The sequence below is a fragment of the Aeromicrobium sp. Root472D3 genome (genome assembly GCF_001426485.1).
Classification (GTDB): domain Bacteria; phylum Actinomycetota; class Actinomycetes; order Propionibacteriales; family Nocardioidaceae; genus Aeromicrobium.
The window spans coordinates 775,215-798,762 of sequence record NZ_LMET01000001.1 but is presented as its reverse complement, the minus strand read 5'-3'; the positions used below and the strand labels follow the sequence as shown (position 1 = coordinate 798,762).

20 protein-coding genes and 2 pseudogenes are annotated in these 23,548 nt (G+C 72.4%); 5 read left to right on the top strand and 17 right to left on the bottom strand.

What is annotated here, in order from left to right; all coding sequences use genetic code 11:
* Together ASD10_RS19120 and ASD10_RS19115 are read right to left on the bottom strand one after the other, a co-directional pair.
* Positions 1 to 765 (bottom strand): ABC transporter permease, encoded by a 765-nt coding sequence (locus ASD10_RS19120; protein ID WP_056609844.1) that lies wholly within the window; start codon positions 763 to 765, stop codon positions 1 to 3.
* Positions 766 to 1,179: 414 nt separating this feature from the next.
* Positions 1,180 to 1,776: pseudogene (locus ASD10_RS19115) on the bottom strand (ABC transporter ATP-binding protein); the annotation flags it as partial.
* 305 nt (positions 1,777 to 2,081) lie between these two features.
* Between ASD10_RS19115 and ASD10_RS03940 the strand changes: the two are divergent.
* Both ASD10_RS03940 and ASD10_RS03935 read left to right on the top strand, forming a co-directional pair.
* On the top strand, positions 2,082 to 2,405 hold the full coding sequence (locus ASD10_RS03940) for a hypothetical protein (protein ID WP_056604952.1): 324 nt from the start codon (positions 2,082 to 2,084) through the stop codon (positions 2,403 to 2,405).
* Between the two features lie 65 nt (positions 2,406 to 2,470).
* Positions 2,471 to 2,683, top strand: coding sequence for a helix-turn-helix domain-containing protein (locus ASD10_RS03935; protein ID WP_235501749.1), 213 nt, complete (start codon positions 2,471 to 2,473; stop codon positions 2,681 to 2,683).
* Positions 2,684 to 2,816: 133 nt separating this feature from the next.
* Here the strand turns inward: ASD10_RS03935 and ASD10_RS03930 are convergent, their stop codons facing one another.
* From ASD10_RS03930 to ASD10_RS03920, 3 genes are all read right to left on the bottom strand, one after another.
* Complete coding sequence (locus ASD10_RS03930) at positions 2,817 to 3,449, bottom strand: hypothetical protein (protein ID WP_056604947.1); 633 nt, start codon at positions 3,447 to 3,449, stop codon at positions 2,817 to 2,819.
* Positions 3,450 to 3,519: 70 nt separating this feature from the next.
* Entirely contained in the window at positions 3,520 to 4,152 is a 633-nt protein-coding gene (locus ASD10_RS03925) for a hypothetical protein (protein ID WP_056604944.1), read from the bottom strand.
* 93 nt (positions 4,153 to 4,245) lie between these two features.
* Positions 4,246 to 4,881, bottom strand: coding sequence for a hypothetical protein (locus ASD10_RS03920; RefSeq protein WP_157432444.1), 636 nt, complete (start codon positions 4,879 to 4,881; stop codon positions 4,246 to 4,248).
* A 241-nt stretch (positions 4,882 to 5,122) separates the two neighbouring features.
* On the opposite strand from ASD10_RS03920, the gene ASD10_RS03915 reads away from it, so the two are divergent.
* From ASD10_RS03915 to ASD10_RS03905, 3 genes are all read left to right on the top strand, one after another.
* Positions 5,123 to 6,232, top strand: coding sequence for a hypothetical protein (locus ASD10_RS03915; RefSeq protein ID WP_157432443.1), 1,110 nt, complete (start codon positions 5,123 to 5,125; stop codon positions 6,230 to 6,232).
* 137 nt (positions 6,233 to 6,369) lie between these two features.
* On the top strand, positions 6,370 to 7,632 hold the full coding sequence (locus ASD10_RS03910) for a helix-turn-helix domain-containing protein (RefSeq protein WP_157432442.1): 1,263 nt from the start codon (positions 6,370 to 6,372) through the stop codon (positions 7,630 to 7,632).
* A complete protein-coding gene (locus ASD10_RS03905) occupies positions 7,632 to 8,912 on the top strand; it encodes an HAD family hydrolase (protein WP_056604933.1) in 1,281 nt (426 codons plus the stop codon). Before ASD10_RS03910 ends, ASD10_RS03905 begins: the two co-directional genes overlap by 1 nt.
* Positions 8,913 to 8,919: 7 nt before the next feature.
* Here ASD10_RS03905 and ASD10_RS03900 read toward each other — a convergent pair whose 3' ends face one another.
* The 12 genes and pseudogenes from ASD10_RS03900 to ASD10_RS03850 form a co-directional block, all read right to left on the bottom strand.
* Complete coding sequence (locus tag ASD10_RS03900; RefSeq protein WP_056604930.1) at positions 8,920 to 9,951, bottom strand: aspartate-semialdehyde dehydrogenase; 1,032 nt, start codon at positions 9,949 to 9,951, stop codon at positions 8,920 to 8,922.
* A complete protein-coding gene (locus tag ASD10_RS03895; RefSeq protein WP_056604927.1) occupies positions 9,948 to 11,228 on the bottom strand; it encodes an aspartate kinase in 1,281 nt (426 codons plus the stop codon). The genes ASD10_RS03900 and ASD10_RS03895 overlap by 4 nt, the downstream gene beginning before the upstream one ends.
* Positions 11,229 to 11,321: 93 nt before the next feature.
* Complete coding sequence (locus ASD10_RS03890; protein WP_056604924.1) at positions 11,322 to 12,440, bottom strand: S1 family peptidase; 1,119 nt, start codon at positions 12,438 to 12,440, stop codon at positions 11,322 to 11,324.
* Positions 12,441 to 12,530: 90 nt separating this feature from the next.
* Positions 12,531 to 13,523: a LysR family transcriptional regulator gene (locus ASD10_RS03885; protein ID WP_056604922.1), complete on the bottom strand. Its 993-nt coding sequence runs from the start codon at positions 13,521 to 13,523 to the stop codon at positions 12,531 to 12,533.
* Between the two features lie 75 nt (positions 13,524 to 13,598).
* Positions 13,599 to 14,033 carry a hypothetical protein gene (locus ASD10_RS03880; protein WP_157432441.1) on the bottom strand — a complete coding sequence of 145 codons (435 nt, stop codon included), beginning with the start codon at positions 14,031 to 14,033 and terminating at the stop codon, positions 13,599 to 13,601.
* A gap of 81 nt (positions 14,034 to 14,114) precedes the next feature.
* Positions 14,115 to 14,711: a recombination mediator RecR gene (gene recR, locus ASD10_RS03875; RefSeq protein ID WP_056604915.1), complete on the bottom strand. Its 597-nt coding sequence runs from the start codon at positions 14,709 to 14,711 to the stop codon at positions 14,115 to 14,117.
* A 60-nt stretch (positions 14,712 to 14,771) separates the two neighbouring features.
* A complete protein-coding gene (locus ASD10_RS03870) occupies positions 14,772 to 15,323 on the bottom strand; it encodes a TetR/AcrR family transcriptional regulator (RefSeq protein WP_056604912.1) in 552 nt (183 codons plus the stop codon).
* A gap of 53 nt (positions 15,324 to 15,376) precedes the next feature.
* A complete protein-coding gene (locus ASD10_RS03865; protein ID WP_056604910.1) occupies positions 15,377 to 17,179 on the bottom strand; it encodes an amidohydrolase family protein in 1,803 nt (600 codons plus the stop codon).
* 157 nt (positions 17,180 to 17,336) lie between these two features.
* On the bottom strand, positions 17,337 to 17,909 hold the full coding sequence (locus ASD10_RS19585) for an aminodeoxychorismate/anthranilate synthase component II (protein ID WP_369797574.1): 573 nt from the start codon (positions 17,907 to 17,909) through the stop codon (positions 17,337 to 17,339).
* A 147-nt stretch (positions 17,910 to 18,056) separates the two neighbouring features.
* Positions 18,057 to 20,021 (bottom strand): annotated as a pseudogene (locus ASD10_RS18265) (aminodeoxychorismate synthase component I); the annotation flags it as partial.
* Positions 19,999 to 21,987 carry a DNA polymerase III subunit gamma and tau gene (locus ASD10_RS03855; protein ID WP_056604908.1) on the bottom strand — a complete coding sequence of 663 codons (1,989 nt, stop codon included), beginning with the start codon at positions 21,985 to 21,987 and terminating at the stop codon, positions 19,999 to 20,001. The gene ASD10_RS03855 and the pseudogene ASD10_RS18265, both read right to left, overlap by 23 nt.
* Positions 21,988 to 22,041: 54 nt before the next feature.
* On the bottom strand, positions 22,042 to 23,538 hold the full coding sequence (locus ASD10_RS03850; RefSeq protein ID WP_056604905.1) for a fused MFS/spermidine synthase: 1,497 nt from the start codon (positions 23,536 to 23,538) through the stop codon (positions 22,042 to 22,044).
* Positions 23,539 to 23,548 lie beyond the last annotated feature (10 nt).

Below are 23,548 nucleotides of genomic sequence, written 5' to 3'. Positions count from 1 at the left end.
TCAGGCTCCCTTGCCCGGCACCAGCTGCAGGTACAGCGTGGTGATCACGAAGTTGACGAAGAACAGCATCAGGAACGTCACGACGACCGACTGGTTGACCGAGTCGCCGACGCCCTTGGGCCCGGGCGCGGTGTTGAGGCCGCGGTGGCACGCGATCACGCCGGCGATGAAGCCGAAGACGACGGCCTTGAGCTCGCCGACGTAGAGGTCCTGGATCTGCGCGAGCGCCGTGAAGCTGGCGAGGTACGCACCGGGGGTGCCGCCCTGCACGATGACGTTGAAGACGTAGCCCCCGAGCACGCCGACGACCGAGACGAGCCCGTTGAGCAGCACCGCCGCGGCGATGCAGGCCAGCACGCGCGGCACGACGAGCCGCTGCACGGGCGAGACGCCCATGACGCGCATCGCGTCGATCTCGTCGCGGATGCGCCGCGAGCCGAGGTCGGCGCAGATCGCGGCGCCCCCGGCCCCCGCGATGACGAGCGTCGTGACGATGGGAGCCGCCTGCTGGATGACGGCCAGCACGCTGGCCGCGCCCGTGAACGACTGCGCTCCGACCTGCACCGTCAGGGTGCCGAGCTGCAGGGCGATGACGGCGCCGAACGGGATCGCGACGAGGATCGCCGGGATCCACGAGACGCTGACGACGAACCAGAACTGCTCGAGCACCTCGCGGGTGGCGAACGGCCGGCGCACCGAGGCACGGGCCGTGTCGAGGCCCAGCGCGAACACGTCGCCGACGACCGTCAGGCCGCGCCCGACCATGCCCAGGAGGGGGACGCCCGCGACTCGCTCCTTCTCCTCGTCGTCGGCGACGTACAGCCGTGCGCCACCGGAGCTGACGCGCTCGCGGTGCCGCTGCTGGCCGGCGCGGACCGCGCCCGAGCGCGGCTCGAGCTGGCGCGGCAGCACCTCGATGGCCCGCGCCCCGGCGTGCCGCGACATGACGGCCGTGCCGCTGGGGCCGGCCGAGTAGTCGACGGGCTCGTCGAACAGGTCGCTGCTGCGGTGGTCGGTCTCCTCGCTCATGCCGATCGGGCCGTCGGGGTCGCCGCTCATGAACTGCGAGACGACCGGGTGGTCGGTCAGCAGGAACTCCTCGCGCGGGCCGAACATCACGAGCTCGCGGCGGTAGAGCATGCCCAGGTTGTCGGGCATCGTGCGCGCCAGCTCGATGTTGTGCGTCACGACGAGCATCGTCGCGTCGGTCGCGGTGTTGACCTCGACCAGCAGCTGGGCGAGGTTCGACGTGCGGACGGGGTCGAGGCCCGAGTCGGGCTCGTCGATCAGGATGATCTCGGGATCGGTCACGAGCGAGCGGGCCAGGCCGGCGCGCTTCTTCATGCCGCCGGAGATCTCGCCGGGCACCTTGTGGTGCTGGCCGACGAGGCCGACCATCTCGAGCTTCTCCATGACGATCTCGCGGATCTCGGCCTCGCCCTTGCGGGTGTGCTCGCGCAGCGGGAAGGCCACGTTGTCGTACACGTTCATCGACCCGAACAGGGCGCCGTCCTGGAACAGCACGCCGAACTTCTTGCGCATCTCGAGGCGCTGCGACTCCCTGGCCGCGACCATGTCCTCGCCGTCGATCAGGATCGATCCGGCCTCGGGCTCGACGATGCCCATGATCGACTTGAGGAAGACCGACTTGCCCGTGCCGGACGGACCGAGCAGCGCGGTGATCTCACCGGGCGGGAACGTCAGCGAGACGTCGCGCCAGATGTTCTGCCGGCCGTAGCTCTTCGTCAGGCCCGTGACCTCGACACTTCCACCCATGGTGTCCCTCGCGTTTCGACGGTGTGGTTCACGGCACCGCCCGTCCCCCGACGGGGGTGCCTCCGCAGAACCTAGGTGTGTCACGCGTCACGACGCCAGACCTTCGGGACGATCTGTGCCGAACTCGTCGGTTTCTTGTCATGCACCTCACAAGTTCTTGCCGCCGCGCGCCCGGCGACTACCGTTGCTACTCATGAGTCGCCATACTGGCATCGTCCACAACGCCTCCTCCACCCCGCGTGTCGTGTCCGGGGCTGTCTCTACCGTCGGATGAGAAGTCGCACACCGTGCGACGAAGGGATCTCATGACTGCACACTCGACCTCGCGCCCCTCGTGGCAGCGCGACACCTGCCCGCCCTGGTGCGTCGTCGTGCACGCCGAGCACGATCCGCCCGACGACCGCTACCACGACAGCGTCACGCTGCACGTCCCGGCGACCCTCGGACCGGGCCCCAGCCACGCGGCGACGACCGATCTCGTCGTCGTGATGTCGCGGCGCTGCGACGAGCTCGACGACTGGGTGCTGGTCGGCGAGCCCGAGCGCGACGGGCAGCACCTCTACCTCGCGCGCGACAGCGCGGCCCGGGTCGCCAGCGCCCTGACGAGCCTGCTCACCCATGCGGGCTGAGAAGCGTCCGCGCGCTACTCATCGGTGTGTAGACCGATGAGTAGCGCATGCCCCACAGTGGCAGGGTGACATCTGAGCTGCAGAAGATCGTGGGCCGGCGACTGCGCGAGCAGCGCCAGGCGCTGGGCCTGAGCCAGGAGGCGATGGCCGAGCGGCTGGGCTACCACCGCACGTTCCTCGGGTCGGTCGAGCGCGGCGAGCGCAACCTGACGCTCGCGTCGGTCGAGCAGCTCGCGGCGAGCCTCGACATGGCGCCGCTCGACCTGCTGAAGGACTGACGCCCCGACGTCCCGGGGTGCGGACCCGGGCGGTCACCGTTTCCAACGCACGAAGGATCAGCTGCCCGGGCCCGCCCCCTCATCATCCCATCCCGGCGTCGCGGTGAGGCCGGATCCGAGGCACCTGTGCACATCAGCTCAGGTCGATGACCCCGTCCGGCGACGAGACCGCGAAGTAAGCCTTGACGTCGAACGGCTGACCATTGCGAACCTGTCCCAAGCAGCCCACGACGTTCGACGAGACGAGGTCGCCGGTATGTCCTGTCTCGGCGATCGTCAGGCGCTGTGCAGCCTCGTCGAAGGAAGCGTCGGCCGTGCCGGTCACCGTGAACCTGCAGGCCGCGTTGGACCACGTGGCGCTGAAGCCCTCGACGTGACCAGCCACCACGTCGGCAGATCCGGGCGCCGAAGGGCTCGACCCGTGGAACCGCCACGGGGTGGGCGCCGACACCGACAGCGCACCCAACGGCACCGTGCACCCGGTGAACGACACCTCGTTCACCGTCAGCACGTCTGTCACACCTGCACCGGACGAGACGGTCGACGGCGGGCTGGCCGGCACGGATGCGCCGCTGCAGCCGAAGCTCAGCGTCGGCGTGCTCCACGCGACTGCCCCCGTCGTCGCAGCGGTGAAGGGGTGGGCGGCCGTGGCGGAGCTGCCACCGACGGCGACCGTGTAGGCGCTGCCGCTCGCGAGCGCGGGTCCGGCCGCGGCGAACGACGCCGTGCCGAGCGCCACCGCGGCGAGTGTCTTCTGGAGCCTCATGGGGTGCCCTCTCGTGACGGGACCCGGCCGGCTCGCGTCGCGAGCCGGTCGGGTCCGGGGGGGGTGATGCCTACTCGACGACGACGCCGTTGCTGGCCTGGATGCTGACGGTGTTGCCGCCGCCGGGCACCAGCGCGTTGATCAGGCCCGTGTTGAGGCCGCAGTTCGCGAAGCTGCCGATCGTGTAGGTGCCGGTGAGGTTGCCGCCCGCGATGATGTCGAAGCCCTCGTCGGCAGGAGTGCCGACCGGGATGCTCACGGGTGCCGCGGTCTTGCAGTTGCTGCCGGTGAACGTCGGGAACCCGACGATCCTGATGTTCGACAGCTTGACGTAGTACGTCGCCGTCGCGTTGACCTTGGCCTGCGTCTGGGTCAGGTCGATGTGCCCCGTCACGGGACCGGCCGGGATGAAGTCGACGTTGGCCTTGACCGGCAGGAAGCCTGCCGCCTTGAACTCCGTCGACGTGCCGGGCAGCGGCAGCGAACCCGTGAAGTCGCCGGTGTCGATGTCGAGATCGGTCGTCAACGTCGTGGCCTTCAGCTCGACCGTCGACTTGGTCTTCTTGATGTAGCTGCTGCCGACGGCGTCGTGCTTGAGCGTGACGATCGTGGCGGCGTGCGCGGCGGCCATCGGGACGAGCCCGAGGGCGGACGCGGAGGCGACGACGGCGATGCGGCGGCGCCAGCCAGAGGTGGTGGTCATGTGGTTCTCCTGGATCGAGTGAGGTCGGTGCGGACGACGCCCGGGCGGGAGCGGAAGGAGGTCCGTTCCCGCCCGGGACGTCGGGGGGGTGCGTCAGCTGACGTTGATCGCGCCGTCGGCGGAGGCGACGTTGAAGACGCCGCTGAAGTTGGCGTTCTGACCGTTGACGACCTGACCGAGGCAGCCGGTCACGTTCGACACCTTGAGGTTGCCGGTGAAGCCGGTCTCGGCGACCGTGAGCTTCTGGGCGGCCTCGTCGAAGGAGCCGTCGGCCTTGCCCGTCACGGTGAACCGGCAGACCGCGTTGCTGACGGTGGCCGTGATGTTGTCGACGTGACCGGCGACCACATCGGTGGCACCCGAGGTCGCGGCGCCCGTGCCGTGCAGCTTCCACGAGCCCACCGTCGTGACCGTGAGCGATCCACCCGGGCCCGTGCAGCCGGAGAAGTTGATCTTGTTGATCGACGCGAGGTCGGTGATGCCGGTCCCGCTCGCGACGGTCGACACCGGCGACGCCGGGACGGCCGCGCTGGAGCATCCCATCGTCAGGGTCGGCACGGCGAAGGACAGCGTGCCGGACGACGCCGCGGTGATGGTGTGGGTGCCGGCGGCCGAGCTGCCGCCGACCGCCACGGTGTAGGCGCTGCCGGTCGCGAGGGCCGGGCCGGCGACGGCGACGCCGGCCAGGGCGAGGGCCGCGGTACCGATGGCTGCGTGCTTGATCTTCATCTGGTGCTCCACTTCTGTGCTGTGCGTTGGAGTGACGGGCGTCACGACGTCATTACGCCCACGCACGGACCGGGCCCGGCAAGGGACGCNGCTACGCATGAGGATCACGACGGGTCCCCGGCACCGTCGCGGCGGTCGACGGTCCAGAGATTTGTCATGCGCGTGACAAGTTGTGCCCCGATCGACGGCAAAGTCGCCACACGCCGTTGACGTGGCAGGCGGCCGCTGAGAGCGTGCCTGCATGACACGTCGTTCCCGTCCCGTGCGCCTGGCCGTGGTGGTGGGCCTGGCACTCGCCGGGCTCACCGCGCTGCCGTCGTCCTCGGTCGCGGACGGCCAGCGCGAGGGTCGCTATCCCGGGCTGCCGTACGTCGAGTGCATCGACTACTCGGGCAACAACTGCAGCCTCGGACCCGACACGGCCAACGACTACGGATGGCTGAACACGGCGCAGAACGGGCTGGCCGGCTCGCCGGCTGCGAAGCAGTGGATCAGCATCCCCACGACGGTCCTGGCCGTGAACGCGACGTTCGACATCCAGATCGTCGACCCGCAGCCGGGATTCACGTTCGACCAGCTCAGTCCGGCGTACAGCCGGGCCTTCTTCGTCTCTCCCACGGTGTCCGACGACACCTACGGAGACACCGTCCCCATCGTGGTCCGCACCGTGGCGTTCGGGTCGATCCCCGTCGAGGTGACGCTCCAGGTCAGCCAGCGCCGGACGGCCGAGGACCTGCCGATCCCCATCCAGCTCAACACGTTGGACGAGAGGAAGGACCTGGAGGGCGGGGGGTTCACCGAGATCGTCCACCCCACATCGATCGAGGACACGCTCAACGTCCGCATCCGCAAGGTCGTCGTCGACGGTGTCGACACCCAGCTGGACGGCACCTGCGAGACCGGCCCGACCGCTGCCATCAGCGCCGCGAGTGGACGGTTCGAACGCACCACTCCCCCCGACTGGACGCCGCCTGAAGGATCTGAGGGGGCAGCCAGCGTGCTGCAGCTCGAGTACGACCCGGCCGAGGCGATGAGCGCCCTGCTGGGTGGCACCCTGCGCGGGACGCTCGACATACCGTCGTTCCGCCACTGCACCACGAAGACGGGCGACGATCTCTCGCCCCTCCTCACCTCGGCCGTGTCGGGCCCCGACAATCCCGTCGTGCTGCAGGTCGGCGCGCTCTCCTGCGCCGAGTACGACGACCAGGGCCGCAGCAGGCCGCCCGCCCCCGGCACCACCAGTGCCGACCTCCAGTGCTTCGACTTCTATCCGTTCAACCCCAAGATCAAGGCCAAGCCGGATCCGGCTCCCATCCCCGACCACGCGCCCGGTGAGCAACCGCCCGAGTAGTCGCCCCAGCTCGCTGGCGGGTGGGGTCTCCCTCCACCCGACCTCATCCGTCAGCGATCCACCCTTCTTCACCCCCTTCCCCCCGACGTCAGGACCGATACGATGCGCTCACGCAGCACAGGCCTTGAGGGGGGCTCATGGGAGACGTGGGAGGGTGGCACGAGTCATCTGTCGGCGACGTGACGGGTGGCTCGTCACCCGGTCGCCCGGTCACGGTCGAGGAGCACGCGAGGGCCCTGCGCCCCCTCGTGGCCGCCTTCGCCGCCGACGTCGCCGACCGCATCCAGACCGAGGTGCCGGCCTACGCGGGCCAGCCGGACGGGCGCCGGCGCGACATCATCGCCCACGCCGTCGAGCAGGCGACCCACCGGTTCCTCGACACCCTCGACGGGCTGCCCCACCGTGACCGCGGCGTCGACGAGATGTTCCAGGCCATGGGCCGCGCCGAGGCGTCCGACTCCGGCGACCTCGCCGCGATGCGCGCGGCCCTGCGTCTGGCCGCGACCGTCACCTGGGACACCCTGCGCCGCGCCAACCCCGGTCAGCCCATGTCGGACGAGACGCGCGGCCGGCTCGCCGACGGCCTGTTCGGCTACATCGACCACCTCGTCGACCAGGCCGAGACGGGCTTCACCGCCGGCCGTCTGGCCATGCAGAACGACCGGGGCCAGGCGCGCGCCCGACTGGCCGACCAGCTGTTGACGGGACGTCGAGCCAGCCAGCTCGACGCCGTCGACCCCGCGGTCTGGACCCCGCCGGCATCGGTCGTCGTCGTCGTGTCCGAGCCCGACGCGCACCGCAGCGTCGACGTCGCCGAGCTCGCGTCGGAGCACCTCGCGGTGCGGCACGGCGAACGCGTCGTCGTCATCGTCGATGCGTGCCGCAAGGCCGACGTCGTCTCGACGTTCACCGACGCCGAGACACCCATCGCCGCGAGCTGGCCCGTGGCCCCACCCCTCATCCCGTCGGCCTACCGGTGGGCACGACGCGCGCTCGACCTCGTGCGGCGGGGTGTCATCCCGGCCCAGCCGGTCGTCCGGTGCCGTGACCACCGCACGCAGATCTGGCTGCACTCCGAGCCGGCGCTGCGTCAGCGGATGTGCCAGGACATGCTCAAGCCCCTGCTCGCCGAGACCCCCAACTCGCGCGAGATCCTTTCGCAGACCCTGCTGGTCTGGCTCGAGACCCGCGACAGCGCGCCGGCCATCGCGGCCCACCTCGGCGTCCACGCCCAGACCGTCCGCTACCGCTGGAAGCGCATCAACGAGCTGTTCGGCGACGACCTGCACGACCCGGAGTTCATCGTGCAGATCACGATGCTGCTCAAGGCCAGCGTGCCGCTGTGGCAGGCCGGCGACCAGAGCGACTTCGAGCGGTTCCGCGAGGAGGAGAGCGCCTGATGGCTCGCGCGTCCCGTGCCCCGACGTGGTGGCTGGTCGGGCCCGACGTTCTGGTCGCCCTGACCGTGCTCGCCGCGGTCGCGTGGGCCGTGACGGCGCTGCTCGACGGACGGACGGCCGTCGCTGCTGCGCCGGCCGTGACGACGACGGCCCTGGCGGTCGTGGCGCTCGTGGTCAGGTCGCGCAGCGGGCTGCCGGCCCGCACCCCGGTGCTGCCGGTCTGGTTCGTCCCGGTCGTCCTGCTCGTGGCGGCCGGATCGGCGGTCGGCTGGGGTGCCGCCGACGGCACGACGGACGGCGTCGCGGTGGGTGCGGCGGCCCTCGTGACGGCCGGCCCGGCCGCGGCGGTGCTGGCGGTGCCGGTGGCGTTCCGCACGGGCACGGCCAGGGCCGAGCGAGCCGGCGTGCGCATCACCGACCTCTCCGCCGTCGAGGCCGCGCGCTCGGTCGACACCCTGGTGCTGGCCAAGGACGGCACCGTGACGACCGGCGACCTCACGGTCGTCTCGGTCGACCCCGTCGAGCCCGACCACGACCGCAACCTGCGGTGGTTCGCCGGGGCGCTCTCGAAGGCGTCCGACCACCGGGTCGAGCGGGCGGTCGCGACGCTCTCGGCGCGCGGCCGGCTGACCGGCGTCGAGGTCGTCGACGGCATGGGGGTGCGGGGCTCGGTCGACCGCCACCCCGTGCGGGTCGGCTCGCCGCAGTGGATCGGGTTCGAGGCCGAGCCGACGATCTGGACGACGGTCGGCGTCGAGGTCGACGGGCGGCGGCTGGGCAGCATCACGGTCGCCGACGACGTGCGGCCCGACCTCGCCCGCGACGTCGGGCGCCTCCGAGCCCTCGACGTCGAGCTCGTGCTGGTCTCCGACGACACCGCCGAGCGCACGCGCCACGTGGCCGAGCTGGCCGGCATCGAGACCGTCCACGTCACGGGCGACGCCGGCGGGGTCGTGCGCGACCTCGTCTCTAGCGGCCGCGCCGTCGCCACGATCGGCCTGTCGGCCCGCGCAGGTGCCGCGCTCGCCGTGACGACGGGAGGTGTGCTCGGCGATGCTCCCACGATCGACGTCGACGACTGCTCGCCCGCGCGGGTCGCTGACGCCCTGACGATCGGACGCGCCACGGCGGCGCGCGTGAGGCGGGCGCGCACCGTCACCACGACGCTGGGCCTCGTGGGAGCCGCCGTCGGCGCGACCGGGCTGGCCGGCCCGGTCGTCGCCGTGGTCGCGGCCGTCGCGATCTACGCCGTCGCGGCGCTCGTCGCCACGGCGGCCTGACCGCCGGTCAGACCAGCAGCTCGGCGATCTGGATCGTGTTGAGCGCCGCGCCCTTGCGCAGGTTGTCGCCGCTGACGAACAGCACCAGACCGCGGTCGCCGTCGACCGACTGGTCCTGGCGGATGCGCCCGACCAGGCTCGGATCGGTGCCGGCCGCCTGCAGGGGCGTCGGCACGTCGACGAGCCGGACGCCGTCGGCCGTCCCGAGGATCTCGGTGGCCCGCTCGGCCGTGATCGCGGACGAGAACTCGGCGTTGATCGACAGCGAGTGTCCCGTGAACACCGGCACGCGCACGCACGTGCCCGACACCCGCAGATCGGGGATGTGCAGGATCTTGCGGCTCTCGTTGCGCAGCTTCTGCTCCTCGTCGGTCTCGAACGAGCCGTCGTCGACGACCGATCCGGCCATCGGCAGGACGTTGAACGCGATCGAGTCGACGTAGACCTGCGGCGCCGGGAACTCGAGGGCCGAGCCGTCGTAGGCCAGCTCGTCGGCCTTCTCGACGACGGCCCGCGCCTGCCCGTGCAGCTCGCGGACGCCGGCGATGCCCGAGCCCGACACGGCCTGGTAGCTGCTGACCACGAGCCGGACGAGGCCGGCCTCGTCGTGCAGCGGCTTGAGCACCGGCATCGCGGCCATCGTGGTGCAGTTGGGGTTGGCGATGATGCGACGGTGAGCGAGCGCGATGTCCTCGGGGTTGACCTCGCTGACGATCAGCGGGATCTCGGGGTCCTTGCGGAACGCCGAGGAGTTGTCGATGACCATCGCGCCGGCCTCGGCGAACCGGGGCACCTGCGCGCGCGACGTCGTGGCACCTGCCGAGAACAGGGCGATGTCGATGCCCGAGAGATCGGCGGTGTCGGCGTCCTCGATGACGACGTCCTCGCCGCGGAACGACAGGGTCCTGCCGGCCGAGCGCGGCGACGCGAAGAAGCGCACCCGGTCGGCCGGGAAGTCGCGCTCGGCGAGGATGCTGCGCATCGCGACGCCGACCTGGCCGGTGGCGCCGACCACGGCGAGGGTGGTGGATCGACTCATCGTCCGGTACCTCCGTAGACAACGGCCTCGACCTCGTCGGTGCCGAGGTCGAAGGCAGTGTGGGCGGCGTTGACGGCCGCGTCGACCTGGCTCTCGGTGACGACCACCGAGATGCGGATCTCGGACGTCGAGATCATCTCGATGTTGATGCCGGCGTCGGCGAGCGCGCGGAAGAACTTCGCCGTGATGCCGGGCTCGGAGCGCATGCCGGCGCCGACGATCGAGACCTTGCCGACGCTGTCGTCGTACTGCAGGCGCTCGTAGCCGACCTCGTCCTTGAGGCGCGCCAGCGCGGTCATGGCGGTCTGGCCGTCGGCCCGCGGCAGGGTGAACGAGATGTCGGTCAGGTTCGTCGCGGCGGCCGAGACGTTCTGGACGACCATGTCGATGTTGATCTGCGCGTCGGCCAGCGCCTGCAGGATCGCCGCGGCGAAACCGACCTTGTCGGGCACGCCGACGACGGTGATCTTGGACTCGCTGCGGTCGTGCGCGACGCCGCTGATGATTGCTTGCTCCATGGGCTGGCCTTCCAAGGTGACGTCTTCGCTGCGCACGACCCAGGTGCCGACCTTGTCGGAGAAGGACGAGCGGACGTGGATGGGCATGTCGTTGCGGCGGGCGTACTCGACGCACCGCAGGTGCAGGATCTTCGCGCCGTTGGCTGCCATCTCGAGCATCTCCTCGTACGAGATGCGCGGGATCTGACGGGCGGACGGCACGATGCGCGGATCGGCGGTGAAGATGCCGTCGACGTCGGTGTAGATCTCGCAGACGTCGGCGTCCAGGGCCGCCGCGAGCGCGACGGCGGTCGTGTCGGAGCCGCCGCGACCGAGCGTGGTGATGTCCTTCGTGGTCTGCGAGACGCCCTGGAAGCCCGCGACGATCGCGATGGCCCCCTCGGACAGCGCGTCCTCGATGCGTCCGGGCGTGACGTCGATGATCTTGGCGCGACCGTGCTCGGAGTCGGTGATGACGCCGGCCTGCGAGCCCGTGAAGGAGCGCGCCTCCTGGCCGAGGTTGCCGATCGCCATCGCCAGCACCGCCATGCTGATGCGCTCGCCGGCGGTCAGCAGCATGTCGAGCTCGCGCGCGGGCGGCAGCGGCGAGACCTGGTTGGCGAGGTCGATGAGGTCGTCGGTCGTGTCGCCCATGGCCGAGACCACGACGACGACGTCGTGACCGGCCTTGCGGGTCGCGACGACTCGCTGGGCGACCCTCTTGACGCTGGTGGCGTCGGCGACCGAGGAGCCACCGTACTTCTGGACGACAATGCCCACGGTTCATCCCTACCTGTGGAGACGTACGGACGCGCGACGCTGCGCGACCGCAAGTCTAGCGGTCGCGCAGCGTCGTCTCGGAAGCCGTCCGGATCAGCTCGTGACCAGGCTCACCCCGTAGGCGTTGAGGATCTCGTTGACGGGCTGGAAGTACGTCGTGCCACCGCTGCTGCAGTTGCCCGAACCGCCCGACGTCACGCCCTGGGCCTGCGTGCCCGAGATGGCCGATCCGCCCGAGTCACCCGGCTCGGCACAGGCGCTGGTGCGGATGAGCCCCGTGATCGTGCCCTCGACGTACGTCACCGAGGCGTTGCGCGCCTGGATCGTGCCGCAGCGCCACCCCGTCGTCGACCCCGAGCGGCAGATCGACGAGCCGACCGGGGCGTCGGACGATCCCTGCACGCGCACCGTGCCGCCGGCGTAGTTGTTGACCGCACCGATCAGCGCCTGGCCCGGTGTCTGCACGTAGGCGTAGTCGTTGCCCGGGAAGCTCGAGCCGGCGAACGTGCCGCTCGGCGAGCTCGTGGTGTCGCCGCGGCTGCCGCAGTGGCCGGCCGTCACGAATCCTCCGGTGACGGCGAAGCCGATCGAGCAGCGCGAGCCGCCGATGTAGTAGGCGTTGCCGCCCACGACGTCGAGCGGACGGGGCGCCTCCGACGTCACCTGGACCGTCACGGCACCGGCCGGCACGCCGGCCTTCCTCGCGAACGCCTCGGCGCGGCGCACGCCCGACTCGCGCGTCTGCACGACGACGGTGTTGGTCGTGACGTCGACGTACCAGCCCGGCACGGTGTCGGGCGCGCTGGCCTTGGCCGCGTCGAGCCTGGCCTGGTAGGCGGTCAGCTGCTGCTCGGACCGGGCGACCTGCCGCACCTCGGTGGCCGACGACGACCGCATCGTCGATGCCGCGTCACCCGTCGCGCCGACCACGAGGCGGCCGCTCGCGGCATCGAACCAGGCGCCGCCGAAACCCTGCCCGAGCTGTCGGCGCGCCCGCTCCTCGGCCTGCGCGGCCTGCTTCTCGGCCGTGAGCCGCGCCTCCACCTGCGATGCGCTGAGGCCGAGGTCGCGCTGCATCGCACCGGCCATCGACGTCCGGTCGACCTGCTGTCCGGCGTCCGGCTCGGACGCCACCGCCTGCTGCCCGAACACCGCGGCCGCTCCGGCCACGAGGGCTGCCGCCCCCGTCATCATCCGCACCCGTCGTTCCATGTCGTCCCCCTCTGTCGTCGTCCTGATCCCCCCCGAGGGGATGCCAGAAACCTAGTGCCGGGGACGGCGTGCGGGGACATACCAATCGCGTCATACCGTCGGCGTGATCGCCGCCGCCGGTAGCACGCCGAAGCCCGATCTGCCCCGCAACCACGAGGAGTACACGGGGCTCTCGGCGATCATCTCGGCGAAGGCGTCGGACGTCAGACGGACGATCTCGTCGGCGAACGGGGCCACGGCGGCGTCCGCGTGCCACCCGACGAGGTGGTTCCAGCGCAGCGGTGCGTCGGCCACCGGCACCGTCACGAGACCCGGGACCTCGCGCGTCGGCTGGCACAGCGCGACGGCCAGACCCGAGGCGACGAGGTCGATGCAGCTGGCCGCGTCGGCCTCGTAGAGCGTGCGCGGGGTGAAGCCCGCCCGGGCGCAGGCGGCCGCGAAGCAGCCCGTGAAGCAGCCGTCGACGGGGATCGCGGCCCAGTCCTCGTCGGCCAGGTCGGCCAGCGCGACCTCGTCGCGGCCGGCGAGGCGGTGGTGCTCCGGGAGCAGCACGAACACGGGGTCGGTCGTCACGGTGCGCCACGTCAGGCCGTGGCGGGTCGGCGGCGGGGCGTCGGCGCAGACACCGACGACCGCGACGTCGACGCGTCCGTCGACCACGCCCTCGGCGAGCTCGTCGCTCGACCACGAGGCGCGCGTCGACACGTGCACGTCGGGGTGCTCGAGCGCCAACGAGCGGATCAGCCGGCCCAGCACGACGCTCGTGGAGGCCCCGAGGGTCAGGTGCGTCGGCGTGCCGGGGTCGCGCTCCTCGTGGCTGGCCAGGCGGGCGGCCTCCTCCTTGAGCCCCGACATCGCCGGCAGCATGACCCTGGCGCGCGCCAGCACGAGATCGCCCAGGGCCGTCGACCGGACGCCGCGGTGGTCGCGCTCGAACAGCGGACCGCCGAGCGACTTCTCGATGCGGCCGAGCTGGGCGCTCAGTGCGGGCTGGGCCAGGCCGAGGCTCGCGGCGGCCTTCGTGACGCTGCCCTCGTCGGCGAGGGCGCACACGACCTTGAGGTGCCGAAGCTCGAGCTCCATCGGCTCACGATACCGCGGGTATGCAGCCGGCCGGACGCCCGTCGCGCCCGGCCGGCCGCTTCGCCGCGGCCCGCGTCAGCCGGTGATCTTGGCGGTGCAGGTCGTCGAGGCGTCGCCGAACAGCTGGGCGTCGGCCGGGTCGACACCGGACGGGTCGGCGTCCGCGATGGCCTGCAGCGTCTGCGCCGACGCCGGCTCGTAGAGCTCGTCGACGAAGCACGTCACGACCTGCTTGACGATGTCGTCGGGCAGGTTGGCCCCCGCCGTGCCCGTGATGACCTTCGTGTAGCCCGCGATGACGTCGTCGCGGCTGGGCTTGCCCGCGGCGTCGCCACCGGAGTCGGCCGTCGGCTCGGGCGTCGTCGTCTCCGCCTCGGCCGTCGGCGCGGCCGACGAGGTCGGGTCGGACGCGGCGCTGTCGTCGTCGCTGCCACCGCAGGCGGCGAGCGTGCCGGTCAGCGACAGCGTGAGTGCCAGGGCGAGGCCGCCCATGCGTGAACGAGTCGTCATGTGATCCCCCGGATCCATTGGCGACTGCCTGTCAGCCGCCGGTGCCAGGACGCTACCAGAGCGTCCGGACGCGCCGCCCGCTCAACCGATCGTCGTGCGACCCTCGAACGCGCGACCCAGCGTGAGCTCGTCGGCGTACTCGAGGTCGCCGCCGACGGGCAGGCCGCTGGCGAGCTTGCTGACGCGCAGGCCGTACGGCGACAGCATGCGGATCAGGTACGTCGCGGTGGCCTCGCCCTCGAGGTTCGGGTCCGTCGCGATGATGACCTCGGTGACGGCGCCGTCCTGCAGGCGCTGCAGCAGCTCCTTGATGCGCAGCTGGTCGGGACCGACGCCCGCGATCGGCGAGATCGCCCCGCCCAGCACGTGGTAGCGGCCGCGGAACTCGCGGGTGCGCTCGATCGCGATGACGTCCTTGGACTCCTCGACGACGCACAGGACGCTCAGGTCGCGGCGCGGGTCGGCGCAGATGCGGCACTCGGCGTCGACCGTGACGTTGCCGCAGATCGAGCAGAAGTGCACCTTCGACTTGACCTCGACGAGCGTCGCGGCGAAGCGGCGGACGTCCTCGGGATCGGCGTCGAGCAGGTGGAAGGCGATCCGCTGCGCGCTCTTGGGACCGATGCCGGGCAGCTGCCCGAGCTCATCGATCAGATCCTGGATCACGCCGTCATACACAGGGATCAACCTATGCCGTCGGTCCCAGCACCGGCGCCCCGACTCGCCTGCGGCGGTCGCTCAGTAGAGGGGGTGACCCTGCAGGATGCGGACGAGCTGGTCGACGCGGACGTCCTCCTGCTCGGGGTGCGGCAGCAGCGACGCCATCAGCGCCTCGCCGTCGAGCAGGTGGACGATGCCGAGCACGATCGTGTCGAGCTCGAGGGGGGTCATGCGGCCGGCGATCGGCAGCGCGCGCCCCAGGGCCAGGATCTCGCCGTGGTACCGCTCGGCCAGCGGCTCGAGCACCGTCCGCAGCTCGTCGTCGGCGCGGGCCGCGACGACCAGCTCGTACCAGGCGGCGTTGATCGGGGCACGCGTCGCGCGGCGCAGACGGCGCACCACCTCGGCGAGATCGATGTCGTCCAGCGACTCGAGGCCCTCGCCGAAGTCGACCAGCTGACGGGCCCGCACGCGGTCGGCCGCGGCCAGGATGACGTCGAGGCGCGAGCCGAAGTGCCGGAACAGGCCACCCTGCGAGACCCCCGCACGTCGCGCGATCTCGGCCGTCGTGGTGCGGGCGTAGCCGACGTCGCCGAGCGCCTCGACCGCCGCGTCGACGACGGCCGTCATGGTGCCCTCCCGGCGCTCGCTCTGCGTTCGTCGGGCGGGCGCGGTCACGGCCCCTACTGTGCCACCACCGCTTCGGCGCGACGCACGGGTGCGACGGTGCCCCGCGGCTCGCCCGCCCGCAGGAAGCGTCCGGTGCCGAGCGTCGTGCCGTACCCCTCGACGAACTCGCCGCGCTCGAACACCACCTCGCCCGAGACGATCGTGGCCGTCACGGCGTCGTCGTTGCGGTTGACCATCCGGCTCATGTCGCCGAACGCGGGCATCAGCGCCTCGTGGTAGCCGTCGACCTCGTCGCTCAGCCCCGCCGGGTCGACGACCACGACGTCGGCCCGGTCGCCGACGCGGATGCGTCCCGCGTCGATGCCGTAGAAGTCGCCGAGCTCGCCGGTCAGCTTGAAGACCGCCTTCTCGACCGACATGAACGGCCGCCGCGTCGACTGCGCCTGGTTCACGCGGTTGAGCAGGCGGATGCCGAAGTTGTAGAACGCCATGTTGCGCAGGTGGGCCCCGGCGTCCGAGAACCCGATCGTGATGCCGTAGCGGTTGATCAGCCGGTCCTGGACCTTCGGACGGGCGTTGGCGATGTTGGTCTTCCAGCGCAGCCGCGTGCCGTGCTCGACCACGAGGTCGAGGTAGCAGTCGACGGGGTGCAGGCCGCGGTCGCGGGCGACCTGCCCGATCATCAGGCCGACCAGCTCGGCGTCGGGGCACTCGGTGACCTCGGCGTCGTCGAAGTCGCGATGCCACACGCGCGGCGAGAAGCGGCGGTCGAAGTCGCGCCGGAACCAGCGGCGGTACGCCTCGTCGCTCAGCAGCTCGTTGCGCCCCATCTCCTCGCGCAGGTGCAGCGCCTCGCGTCCCGACCCGAACTCCTCGAACACGACCAGGTCGATGCCGTCGGCCCACACGCGGAACGTCGTCGGCAGGTGCTGCCACGTGAAGCGTCCGCCGCCCAGCTTGTTGGCGATCATCGCGAGCGGGGCGAAGATGCGCTGCACCCACGGCTCGGCCTTGGTGTCGGCGGCCGCGAGCAGCGACACCTTGAGCGGCTTGCGGACGCGGCCCATCGCGGTCGTCAGGTAGAACGCGATGTCGTACTTCTTGTTCAGGTTCGGGACGCCCTGCAGCACGCGGTCGCGCCGGCGGAGCACGCGGCTGAGACCGCGGAACTCCTTCCAGCTCGAGTACGTCGACGGCAGCGAGCGCGAGCGGTAGCGGTCGCCGTCGAGCTTGTCCCACGGGTTGGTCATGGTCGAGATGCCGAGGAAGCCGGCGTCGAGGGCGTCCTCGAGGCGGCGCTCGATCTCGGCCTGCTCGCTGCGCGAGGCCTTCTGCGCCGGGTCGGTCGACCGGCCCATGCCCATGACGCTGGCCCGGACGTCGGAGTGCCCGAGGAACGAGGCGACGTGCGGGCCGAGCGGCAGGCGCTCGAGCGCGTCGACCCAGCCCTGCGGCGTCGACCACGTCTTGGCGTCCTCGAGGGCGCCGAGGACGTGCGTGCGCGGCAGCGCCTCGACGCGGCTGAACAGGTCGGCGATGTCGAGCGGGGACGAGTAGACCGTCGAGAGCGAGCAGTTGCCGACGAGCACCGTCGTGACGCCGTGGCGGACGGACTCGTTGAGGCCCGGTGCGACCTGCACCTCGGCGTCGTAGTGGGTGTGCGCGTCGACGAAGCCGGGCATGACCCACTGGCCCGTCGCGTCGACGACCCGGGTGGCGGGGCCGGCCCGCAGTCGTCCGTCGGTGCTGACGGCGGCGATGCGGCCGTCCATCACGCCGACGTCCGCCACGACGCCGGGCGCACCCGTGCCGTCGTAGTAGGTGCCGCCGCTGATGATGAGATCGAGCTCGTACATGTGGCCTCCGTCACATCGGGAGCCCAACATAGCGAGTGTTCACTCGCTATGTCTAGGGGTCGCGTCGTCGAGTGCTGGAAACCCGGCGCCGAGCGGTGCGTCGTGGTCGGACACGCCGTCCCAGAACGTCCACCCCGCACCACTCGGCGAGAGGGGGTCAGGTCGAGAGGAAGGTCTGGAGCAGGTCGTGGCCGCGGGGCGTCAGAATCGACTCGGGGTGCATCTGCACGCCCTCGACGGGGTGGGTGCGGTGCCGCAGCCCCATGACGACGGCCGAGGCCGTGTGCGCCGTCGCGAGCAGCTCGTCGGGCAGGGTCGCGGGGTCGACGACGAGCGAGTGGTACCGCGCGCACACCAGCGGCGACGGCAGGCCCGCGTAGACGCCGAGCCCGTCGTGGTGCACGAGCGAGGGCTTGCCGTGGACGACCTCGGGCGCCCGCACGACCGTCGCGCCGTAGACCTCCGCGATCGCCTGGTGGCCCAGGCACACCCCCAGCGTCGGCGTCGACGGCCCGAGCCGGCGGATCGCCTCGACGCTGATGCCCGCCTCGGACGGCGCACCCGGCCCCGGCGAGACGACCAGGTGGGTGAAGTCCCCCCGCCCCCGCGCCGCGACCAGCTCGTCGACCGACACGGCGTCGTTGCGGACGACCTCGGCGGCGCCACCGAGCTCGCCGACGTACTGCACGAGGTTGTAGACGAACGAGTCGTAGTTGTCGATGAACAGCACCCGCGCCCCCGTGGGCGGTGGGCCCGCGACCCGTCGCGGCGCCTGACGGGTCGCGGAGCCATCGCCCCAGCGGGCCCGCAGCTCGGCGCGCAGCCACGACGTCGTGCGGCCCGCGGGCCACGTACCGACGTCGGCGCACGACGTCACGGGCACGACACCGCGCAGCGCGTTGGTCACGAACACCTCGGTCGCCGAGGCCACGTCGGCGAGGGTCAGCCGGCGCTGCAGCACCGGCACGCCCGCCTCGCGCAGGATCTCGACGACCCGTTCGCGCGCCGTGCCCGGCAGGATGCGACCGTCGACGGGCGGCGTCAGGACGGCGTCGTCGTGGACGACGAACACGCTCGCCCGCGACGTCTCGAGCACCGAGCCGTCGGCGGCGACGAGCAGCAGGTCGTGGTCGGGCGGACCGTCGTGCTCGAGGGCCCGCCGGTCGGCCCACTTGTGCTGGCCCAGCCCGTCGGCCACCACGCGCGGCTCGAGCGTCCACGAGTCGCCCGCGGGGTCGAGCGGGCGGGACGTCATCGTGACGTCGACGTCGATCGACCCCGCCGCGGCCTGTGGCACCGCGTCGATCCGCAGCCGGTGCGGGCCCCGCAGGGCCGCGGCCCGGCGGGCGACCGCCTCGTCGAGCCCGCCACGGACCGGACGCCCGTAGACCGCGCGCACGCTGGCGTCGAGGCGGGCCAGGTGGGCGTCGGGGTCGACGACCCTCCCGTCGAGCACGAGCAGCGTGTCGTACACACCGAGTCGCTCGTCGGCCGCGACCGTGCGGGGCGCCTCGACGTCCGCGGCCGGCGCGGGCCCGGCGTCGTCGGCATCGTCGGCGGTGTCGTCGGCGACGAGGTCGAGCACTCCCCCGATCGCCTCGACCAAGGGCCGCGCCTTGACGAGGCACTCGGCGTACTCGGCCGCGGGCGTCGAGTCGGCGACGACGCCCCCGCCCACGCCCAGCCACACGAGGTCGCGCGAGGCCGGGAACTCGAACGTCCGGATCACGACGTTGAGCTCGAGCCCCGCCCCGGGGCTGACGTGCCCGATCGCACCGGTGTACGCCTCGCGGCCCGTCGCCTCGAGCTCGTCGATGACCTGCATCGCCCGCACCTTGGGCGCCCCCGTCACCGAGCCCGGCGGGAACGTGGCCCGCAGGAGGTCGGAGTCGCGGACCCCCGGCTCGAGGTGGGCGACGACGTCGGAGACCAGGTGCCACACCGCGTGGCGCTCGGCCCGGACGGCCGACGGCACCCGCACCGAGCCCGGCACGCTGACGCGGCCGAGGTCGTTGCGCATCAGGTCGACGATCATGATGTTCTCGGCCCGGTCCTTGGCCGAGGCCACCAGCTCGTCGGGATCCGACCCGAGGGGCGCCGTGCCCTTGATCGGGGACGTCAGCACCTCGTCGCCCGTGCGGCGCAGGAACAGCTCGGGCGAGAAGCTCGCGAGGGCGCCGTCGGGGGCGTCGACGAAGGCCGCGTACGCGGGTCGCAGCCGCTCGACCCCGGCGCAGAAGACGTCGAGGGGGTCGCCCGAGAACGGCGCCTCGAGCCGGGCGCAGAGATTGGCCTGGAAGATGTCGCCGGCCGCGACGTGGGCGAGCACGCGGCCGACCGCCGCCCGGTGCCCCGCGGGCGTCGGCGTCATCTCGAAGGAGCCGACGACGTGCGGCCGGGGCGACGGGTCGGGCCCGGCCAGCGCCCGCACGATGCGCTCGTCACGCTCGGGGTCGGACGTCAGGGACTCGAGCCACCACGCGCCGTCGCACCGGCGCAGCACGTGGTCGTAGAACGCCAGGCGGTGCTCGGGCTGGGGCTGCGGACGAGGGGCGGTGTCGCCGATCTGCTCGAGCCGCCGCCCGAGCCGGTACCCCCACGCGCCGATCCACCCGCCGCCGAAGCCCGCGCCGGCCGCCACGGGGTCGACGTCGATGCCGTCGAAGGGGTCGCCCTCCAGCACCTCGACGGGGTCGAAGGCGATCAGCGCCTCGCCGTGGTGCCACGCACCCATCAGGGCGACGAGTCGCTCGCGCCCCCTGAACCGGCGCAGCACGTCGAGCGGGTCGGCCTGCAGGTCGAGGCGGCGACGCGCGATCTCAGTCGGTGCGCGTCTCGTCAATGACCTTCGCGCCCAGCTCGCGACTGAGCAGCGCCTCGGGGTCGAGCTCCTCGACCTGGACGACGGGGTCGTCGCGGTCGGCGGACGCGTCGGGGTCCTCGCGGGTCGCCGGCGAGTGCTGCTCGCTCATCGCCGCACGCACCGAGTCGGGCACCGCGACGGGCGGGCCGCTGCGGGTCGGCGCCGACGGGGCGGGGGCGGCCGGCCGGCCGTGGTCGTCGTCGTGGTCGTCGGGGACACCGGGTCGTGCCCCGGGGTCGACGATCGCCTCGATGCGCCACGTCACGCCCAGCACCTCGTGCAGCGCGCGCTGCACGTAGTCGTCCGAGCCGCTGCTGAGGAAGGAGTCGCGGGCGCCGGTGTTGACCAGCGCGATCGTGAGGACCTGGCCGTCGAGCGCCATGACCTGGGCGTTCTGGCTCAGCATGATCCACGCGAAGCGGCGCATGTCGCGGATCTTGTCGAGGATCTCGGGCCACAGGCGCCGGACGTCGGAGATCGTCAGCTGGCCCGGCGCCGCGGCCGGCGCCGGGGCCGGCTCCGCGGCCGACTCGGCGACGGGCGTCGGCTCGACCGGGGCGGGCTCGGCCCGCTCGGGCGCCGGGGTGGGCTCGACGGCCGGGGGCTCGGCGGCCGGTGCCGCCGCGGCCGGGGTGGGTTCGGCGGGCGCGGCCGGCTCGGCGGGGGCCTCGACGGCGGCGGGCGCCGGGGTCGGTGCCGCGACAGGCGCGGGTGCCGCGCTCGGGGCGGGGGTGGGGGCGGGGGCCGCGACGGCCGCCGGTGCGGGCGCGCCGCCGTCCACCCCGAGCCGCCGCTCGATCCGGTCGAGCCGGGCCTGGAAGCCCTGCGTGGAGTTGTCGGCGCCCGGCACCAGGATGCGCGCGCACATCAGCTCGAGCAGCAGCCGAGGCGCCGTCGCGCCGCGGAACTCCATCAGCGCGGCGTTGACGATGTCGGCGGCGCGGGTCAGCTCGGACGGGCCGAAGCCGTTCGACTGCGTCACGAGCCGCTCGGCACGGTCGCCCGGCACGTCGAGCAGGCCCTTGTCGAGCGCGTCGGGCACCGCCGCGACGATGACGAGGTCGCGCAGGCGCTGCAGGAGGTCCTCGGCGAAGCGGCGCGGGTCCTGGCCCGACTCGATGACCTTGTCGACGACGCCGAACACCGTCGACCCGTCGCTCGCCGCGAAGGCGTCGATGGCCTCGTCGAGCAGCGAGTCGGGCGTGTAGCCGAGCAGCTGCACCGCGAGGTCGTAGGTGACGCCGTCGGGCCCGGCGCCGCCGAGCAGCTGGTCGAGGACGCTGAGCGTGTCGCGCACCGATCCCTGGCCGGCACGCACGACGAGCGGCAGCGCGGTCGGTGCCAGCGCGACGCCCTCGGCGGCGCACAGCTGCAGCAGGTAGTCGCCCAGCGCCTTCGGCGGGACGAGCCGGAACGGGTAGTGGTGCGTGCGCGAGCGGATCGTGCCGATGACCTTGTCGGGCTCGGTCGTGGCGAAGATGAACTTCAGGTGCGGCGGCGGCTCCTCGACGAGCTTGAGCAGCGCGTTGAAGCCCTGCGGCGAGACCATGTGGGCCTCGTCGATGATGTAGACCTTGTAGCGGCTGCTGACGGGGGCGAAGAACGCCCGCTCGCGCAGGTCGCGGGCGTCGTCGACGCCACCATGGCTCGCCGCGTCGATCTCGATGACGTCGATGCTGCCGGGCCCGCCGCGCGCGAGGTCGCGGCAGCTCTGGCACTGCCCGCACGGATCGGAGATCGGCGCCTTCTCGCAGTTGAGCGCCCGGGCGAGGATGCGGGCGCTGGTGGTCTTGCCGCAGCCGCGCGGACCGGAGAACAGGTAGGCGTGATTGACCTTGTTGGCCGCCAGGGCGTGGCGCAGGGGGTCGGTGACGTGCTCCTGGCCGATCACCTCGGCGAACGTCTCGGGCCGGTAGCGGCGGTACAGCGCGAGGGGGGCATCCACACGTAGAGACTAGCCACCGCCCGCGACATCGCGGCGGCGACGGCGTCCCGGCGGTCAGGACGCGACGGCGTACGGCGTCAGCAGCTGGTCGGTCGGGGCCCGGTCGTCGGTCAGCGCCCGCGCGTCGCCGATCCACGTGCGCAGCTCGGTCCCGGTCACGACGCGCCACGGGACGTCGCGCTCGGACAGGCGCGACGTCAGCCCGGCGGCGTCGATCGGGACGTCGGACGCCACGATGACGAGGTTGCCGCCGCCCTCGAACCGGAAGGCGTCGGGGTCGCCCGCCACCGCGACGTGCTCGAAGACCCCGGCGATCGTCCGGGCCTCCGCCCGCGCGAAGTCGAGCGGGCCGTAGTCGATGACGTTGGCGACGTAGGTGCCGTCGTCGGTCAGCACGCGCCGCACCTCGGCGATGGCCTCGGACGTCGTCAGGTGCCACGGCGGGCTGATGCCGCCGAAGGCGTCGCCGACCACGAGGTCGCGGCTGGCGGCGTCGAGCCGGCCGAGGCCCAGCCGCCCGTCCTCGACCCGCACCTGCAGGTCGGGGCCGGTCTCGAGGCCGAGCCGGTCACGGTCGACCTGCACGACACCGGGATCGATCTCGGAGACGACGCTGCGACTCCCCGGACGGGTGGCCGCGAGCCACCGCGGGATCGTGAGGCCGCCCCCGCCGAGGTGGTAGGCGTCGACCGGCCGGTCGTCCGGGTGCACGGTGTCGACGGCCGCCGCGATCGTCCGCACGTACTCGAACTCGAGGTGCGTGGGGTCGTCGACGTCGACGTACGAGTGACGCAGGCCGTCGAGCACGAGCGTGCGCCCCCCGTCGCGCTCGGGATCGGCCACGACCGAGGCGCAGTGGTACGTCGTCTCGACGTCGCACGCGTCGGGCACGACGGCGGTCGCCAGGCCCCCGACGACGACGAGCGCCGCCGGACCGATGCCGAACCTCCAGCCCCGCACGAGCACCTCGACCGCGACGGCCGACACGACGAGTGCCGCGCCGAGGCCCACGAGGATCCCCGTCACGGGGACCGTCGAGACCAGCACGAACCCCGTGACGACGGTGCCGAAGATCGCACCGGCCGTGCCGATGCCCGACAGCCGCCCGACCACGGCGCCGGTGCGGTCGAGATCGGTCAGGCGCAGCTTCGTGACCATGGGCGTGACGGCCGAGAGCAGCATGCCGGGCACGAGGATCGCCGCCGCCGCGACCAGCAGCACCAGGTCGTCCGAGCCGCTCGCCCCGGCGGCCCGCACGGTCGACGGCGTCGCCGCGACGACGACTCCCGAGATCGCCAGCAGGGGCCCGAGCGTGCGCCGCGGCGGCACGGTGTCGGCGGCCCGGCCGCCGACCCACGACCCGATCGCGATGGCCGTCAGCGCGATGCCGATGACCAGGGTGTTGGTCTCGAGCGTCAGGCCCAGGTAGGGCGCGAGCAGGCGCAGCGCGACGAGCTCGACGACCAGCACCGCCGCCGAGGAGCCGAAGACGAGGCCCGCCGCAGCGGCGTCGCCGAGCGTCGCGGCCTCCCGGCCGTCGTGGTCCGTCACGTCGCGGGCC

Excerpts from the sequence above, each read along its gene's own strand:
- ASD10_RS19120 (WP_056609844.1), bottom strand. The coding sequence starts at position 765 with ATGGTCGGGCGCGGCCTGACGGTCGTCGGCGACGTGTTCGCGCTGGGC.
- ASD10_RS03940 (WP_056604952.1), top strand. The coding sequence starts at position 2,082 with ATGACTGCACACTCGACCTCGCGCCCCTCGTGGCAGCGCGACACCTGC.
- ASD10_RS03930 (WP_056604947.1), bottom strand. The coding sequence starts at position 3,449 with ATGAGGCTCCAGAAGACACTCGCCGCGGTGGCGCTCGGCACGGCGTCG.
- ASD10_RS03925 (WP_056604944.1), bottom strand. The coding sequence starts at position 4,152 with ATGACCACCACCTCTGGCTGGCGCCGCCGCATCGCCGTCGTCGCCTCC.
- ASD10_RS03920 (WP_157432444.1), bottom strand. The coding sequence starts at position 4,881 with ATGAAGATCAAGCACGCAGCCATCGGTACCGCGGCCCTCGCCCTGGCC.
- ASD10_RS03915 (WP_157432443.1), top strand. The coding sequence starts at position 5,123 with ATGACACGTCGTTCCCGTCCCGTGCGCCTGGCCGTGGTGGTGGGCCTG.
- ASD10_RS03910 (WP_157432442.1), top strand. The coding sequence starts at position 6,370 with ATGGGAGACGTGGGAGGGTGGCACGAGTCATCTGTCGGCGACGTGACG.
- ASD10_RS03905 (WP_056604933.1), top strand. The coding sequence starts at position 7,632 with ATGGCTCGCGCGTCCCGTGCCCCGACGTGGTGGCTGGTCGGGCCCGAC.
- ASD10_RS03900 (WP_056604930.1), bottom strand. The coding sequence starts at position 9,951 with ATGAGTCGATCCACCACCCTCGCCGTGGTCGGCGCCACCGGCCAGGTC.
- ASD10_RS03890 (WP_056604924.1), bottom strand. The coding sequence starts at position 12,440 with ATGGAACGACGGGTGCGGATGATGACGGGGGCGGCAGCCCTCGTGGCC.
- ASD10_RS03885 (WP_056604922.1), bottom strand. The coding sequence starts at position 13,523 with ATGGAGCTCGAGCTTCGGCACCTCAAGGTCGTGTGCGCCCTCGCCGAC.
- ASD10_RS03880 (WP_157432441.1), bottom strand. The coding sequence starts at position 14,033 with ATGACGACTCGTTCACGCATGGGCGGCCTCGCCCTGGCACTCACGCTG.
- ASD10_RS03870 (WP_056604912.1), bottom strand. The coding sequence starts at position 15,323 with ATGACGGCCGTCGTCGACGCGGCGGTCGAGGCGCTCGGCGACGTCGGC.
- ASD10_RS03865 (WP_056604910.1), bottom strand. The coding sequence starts at position 17,179 with ATGTACGAGCTCGATCTCATCATCAGCGGCGGCACCTACTACGACGGC.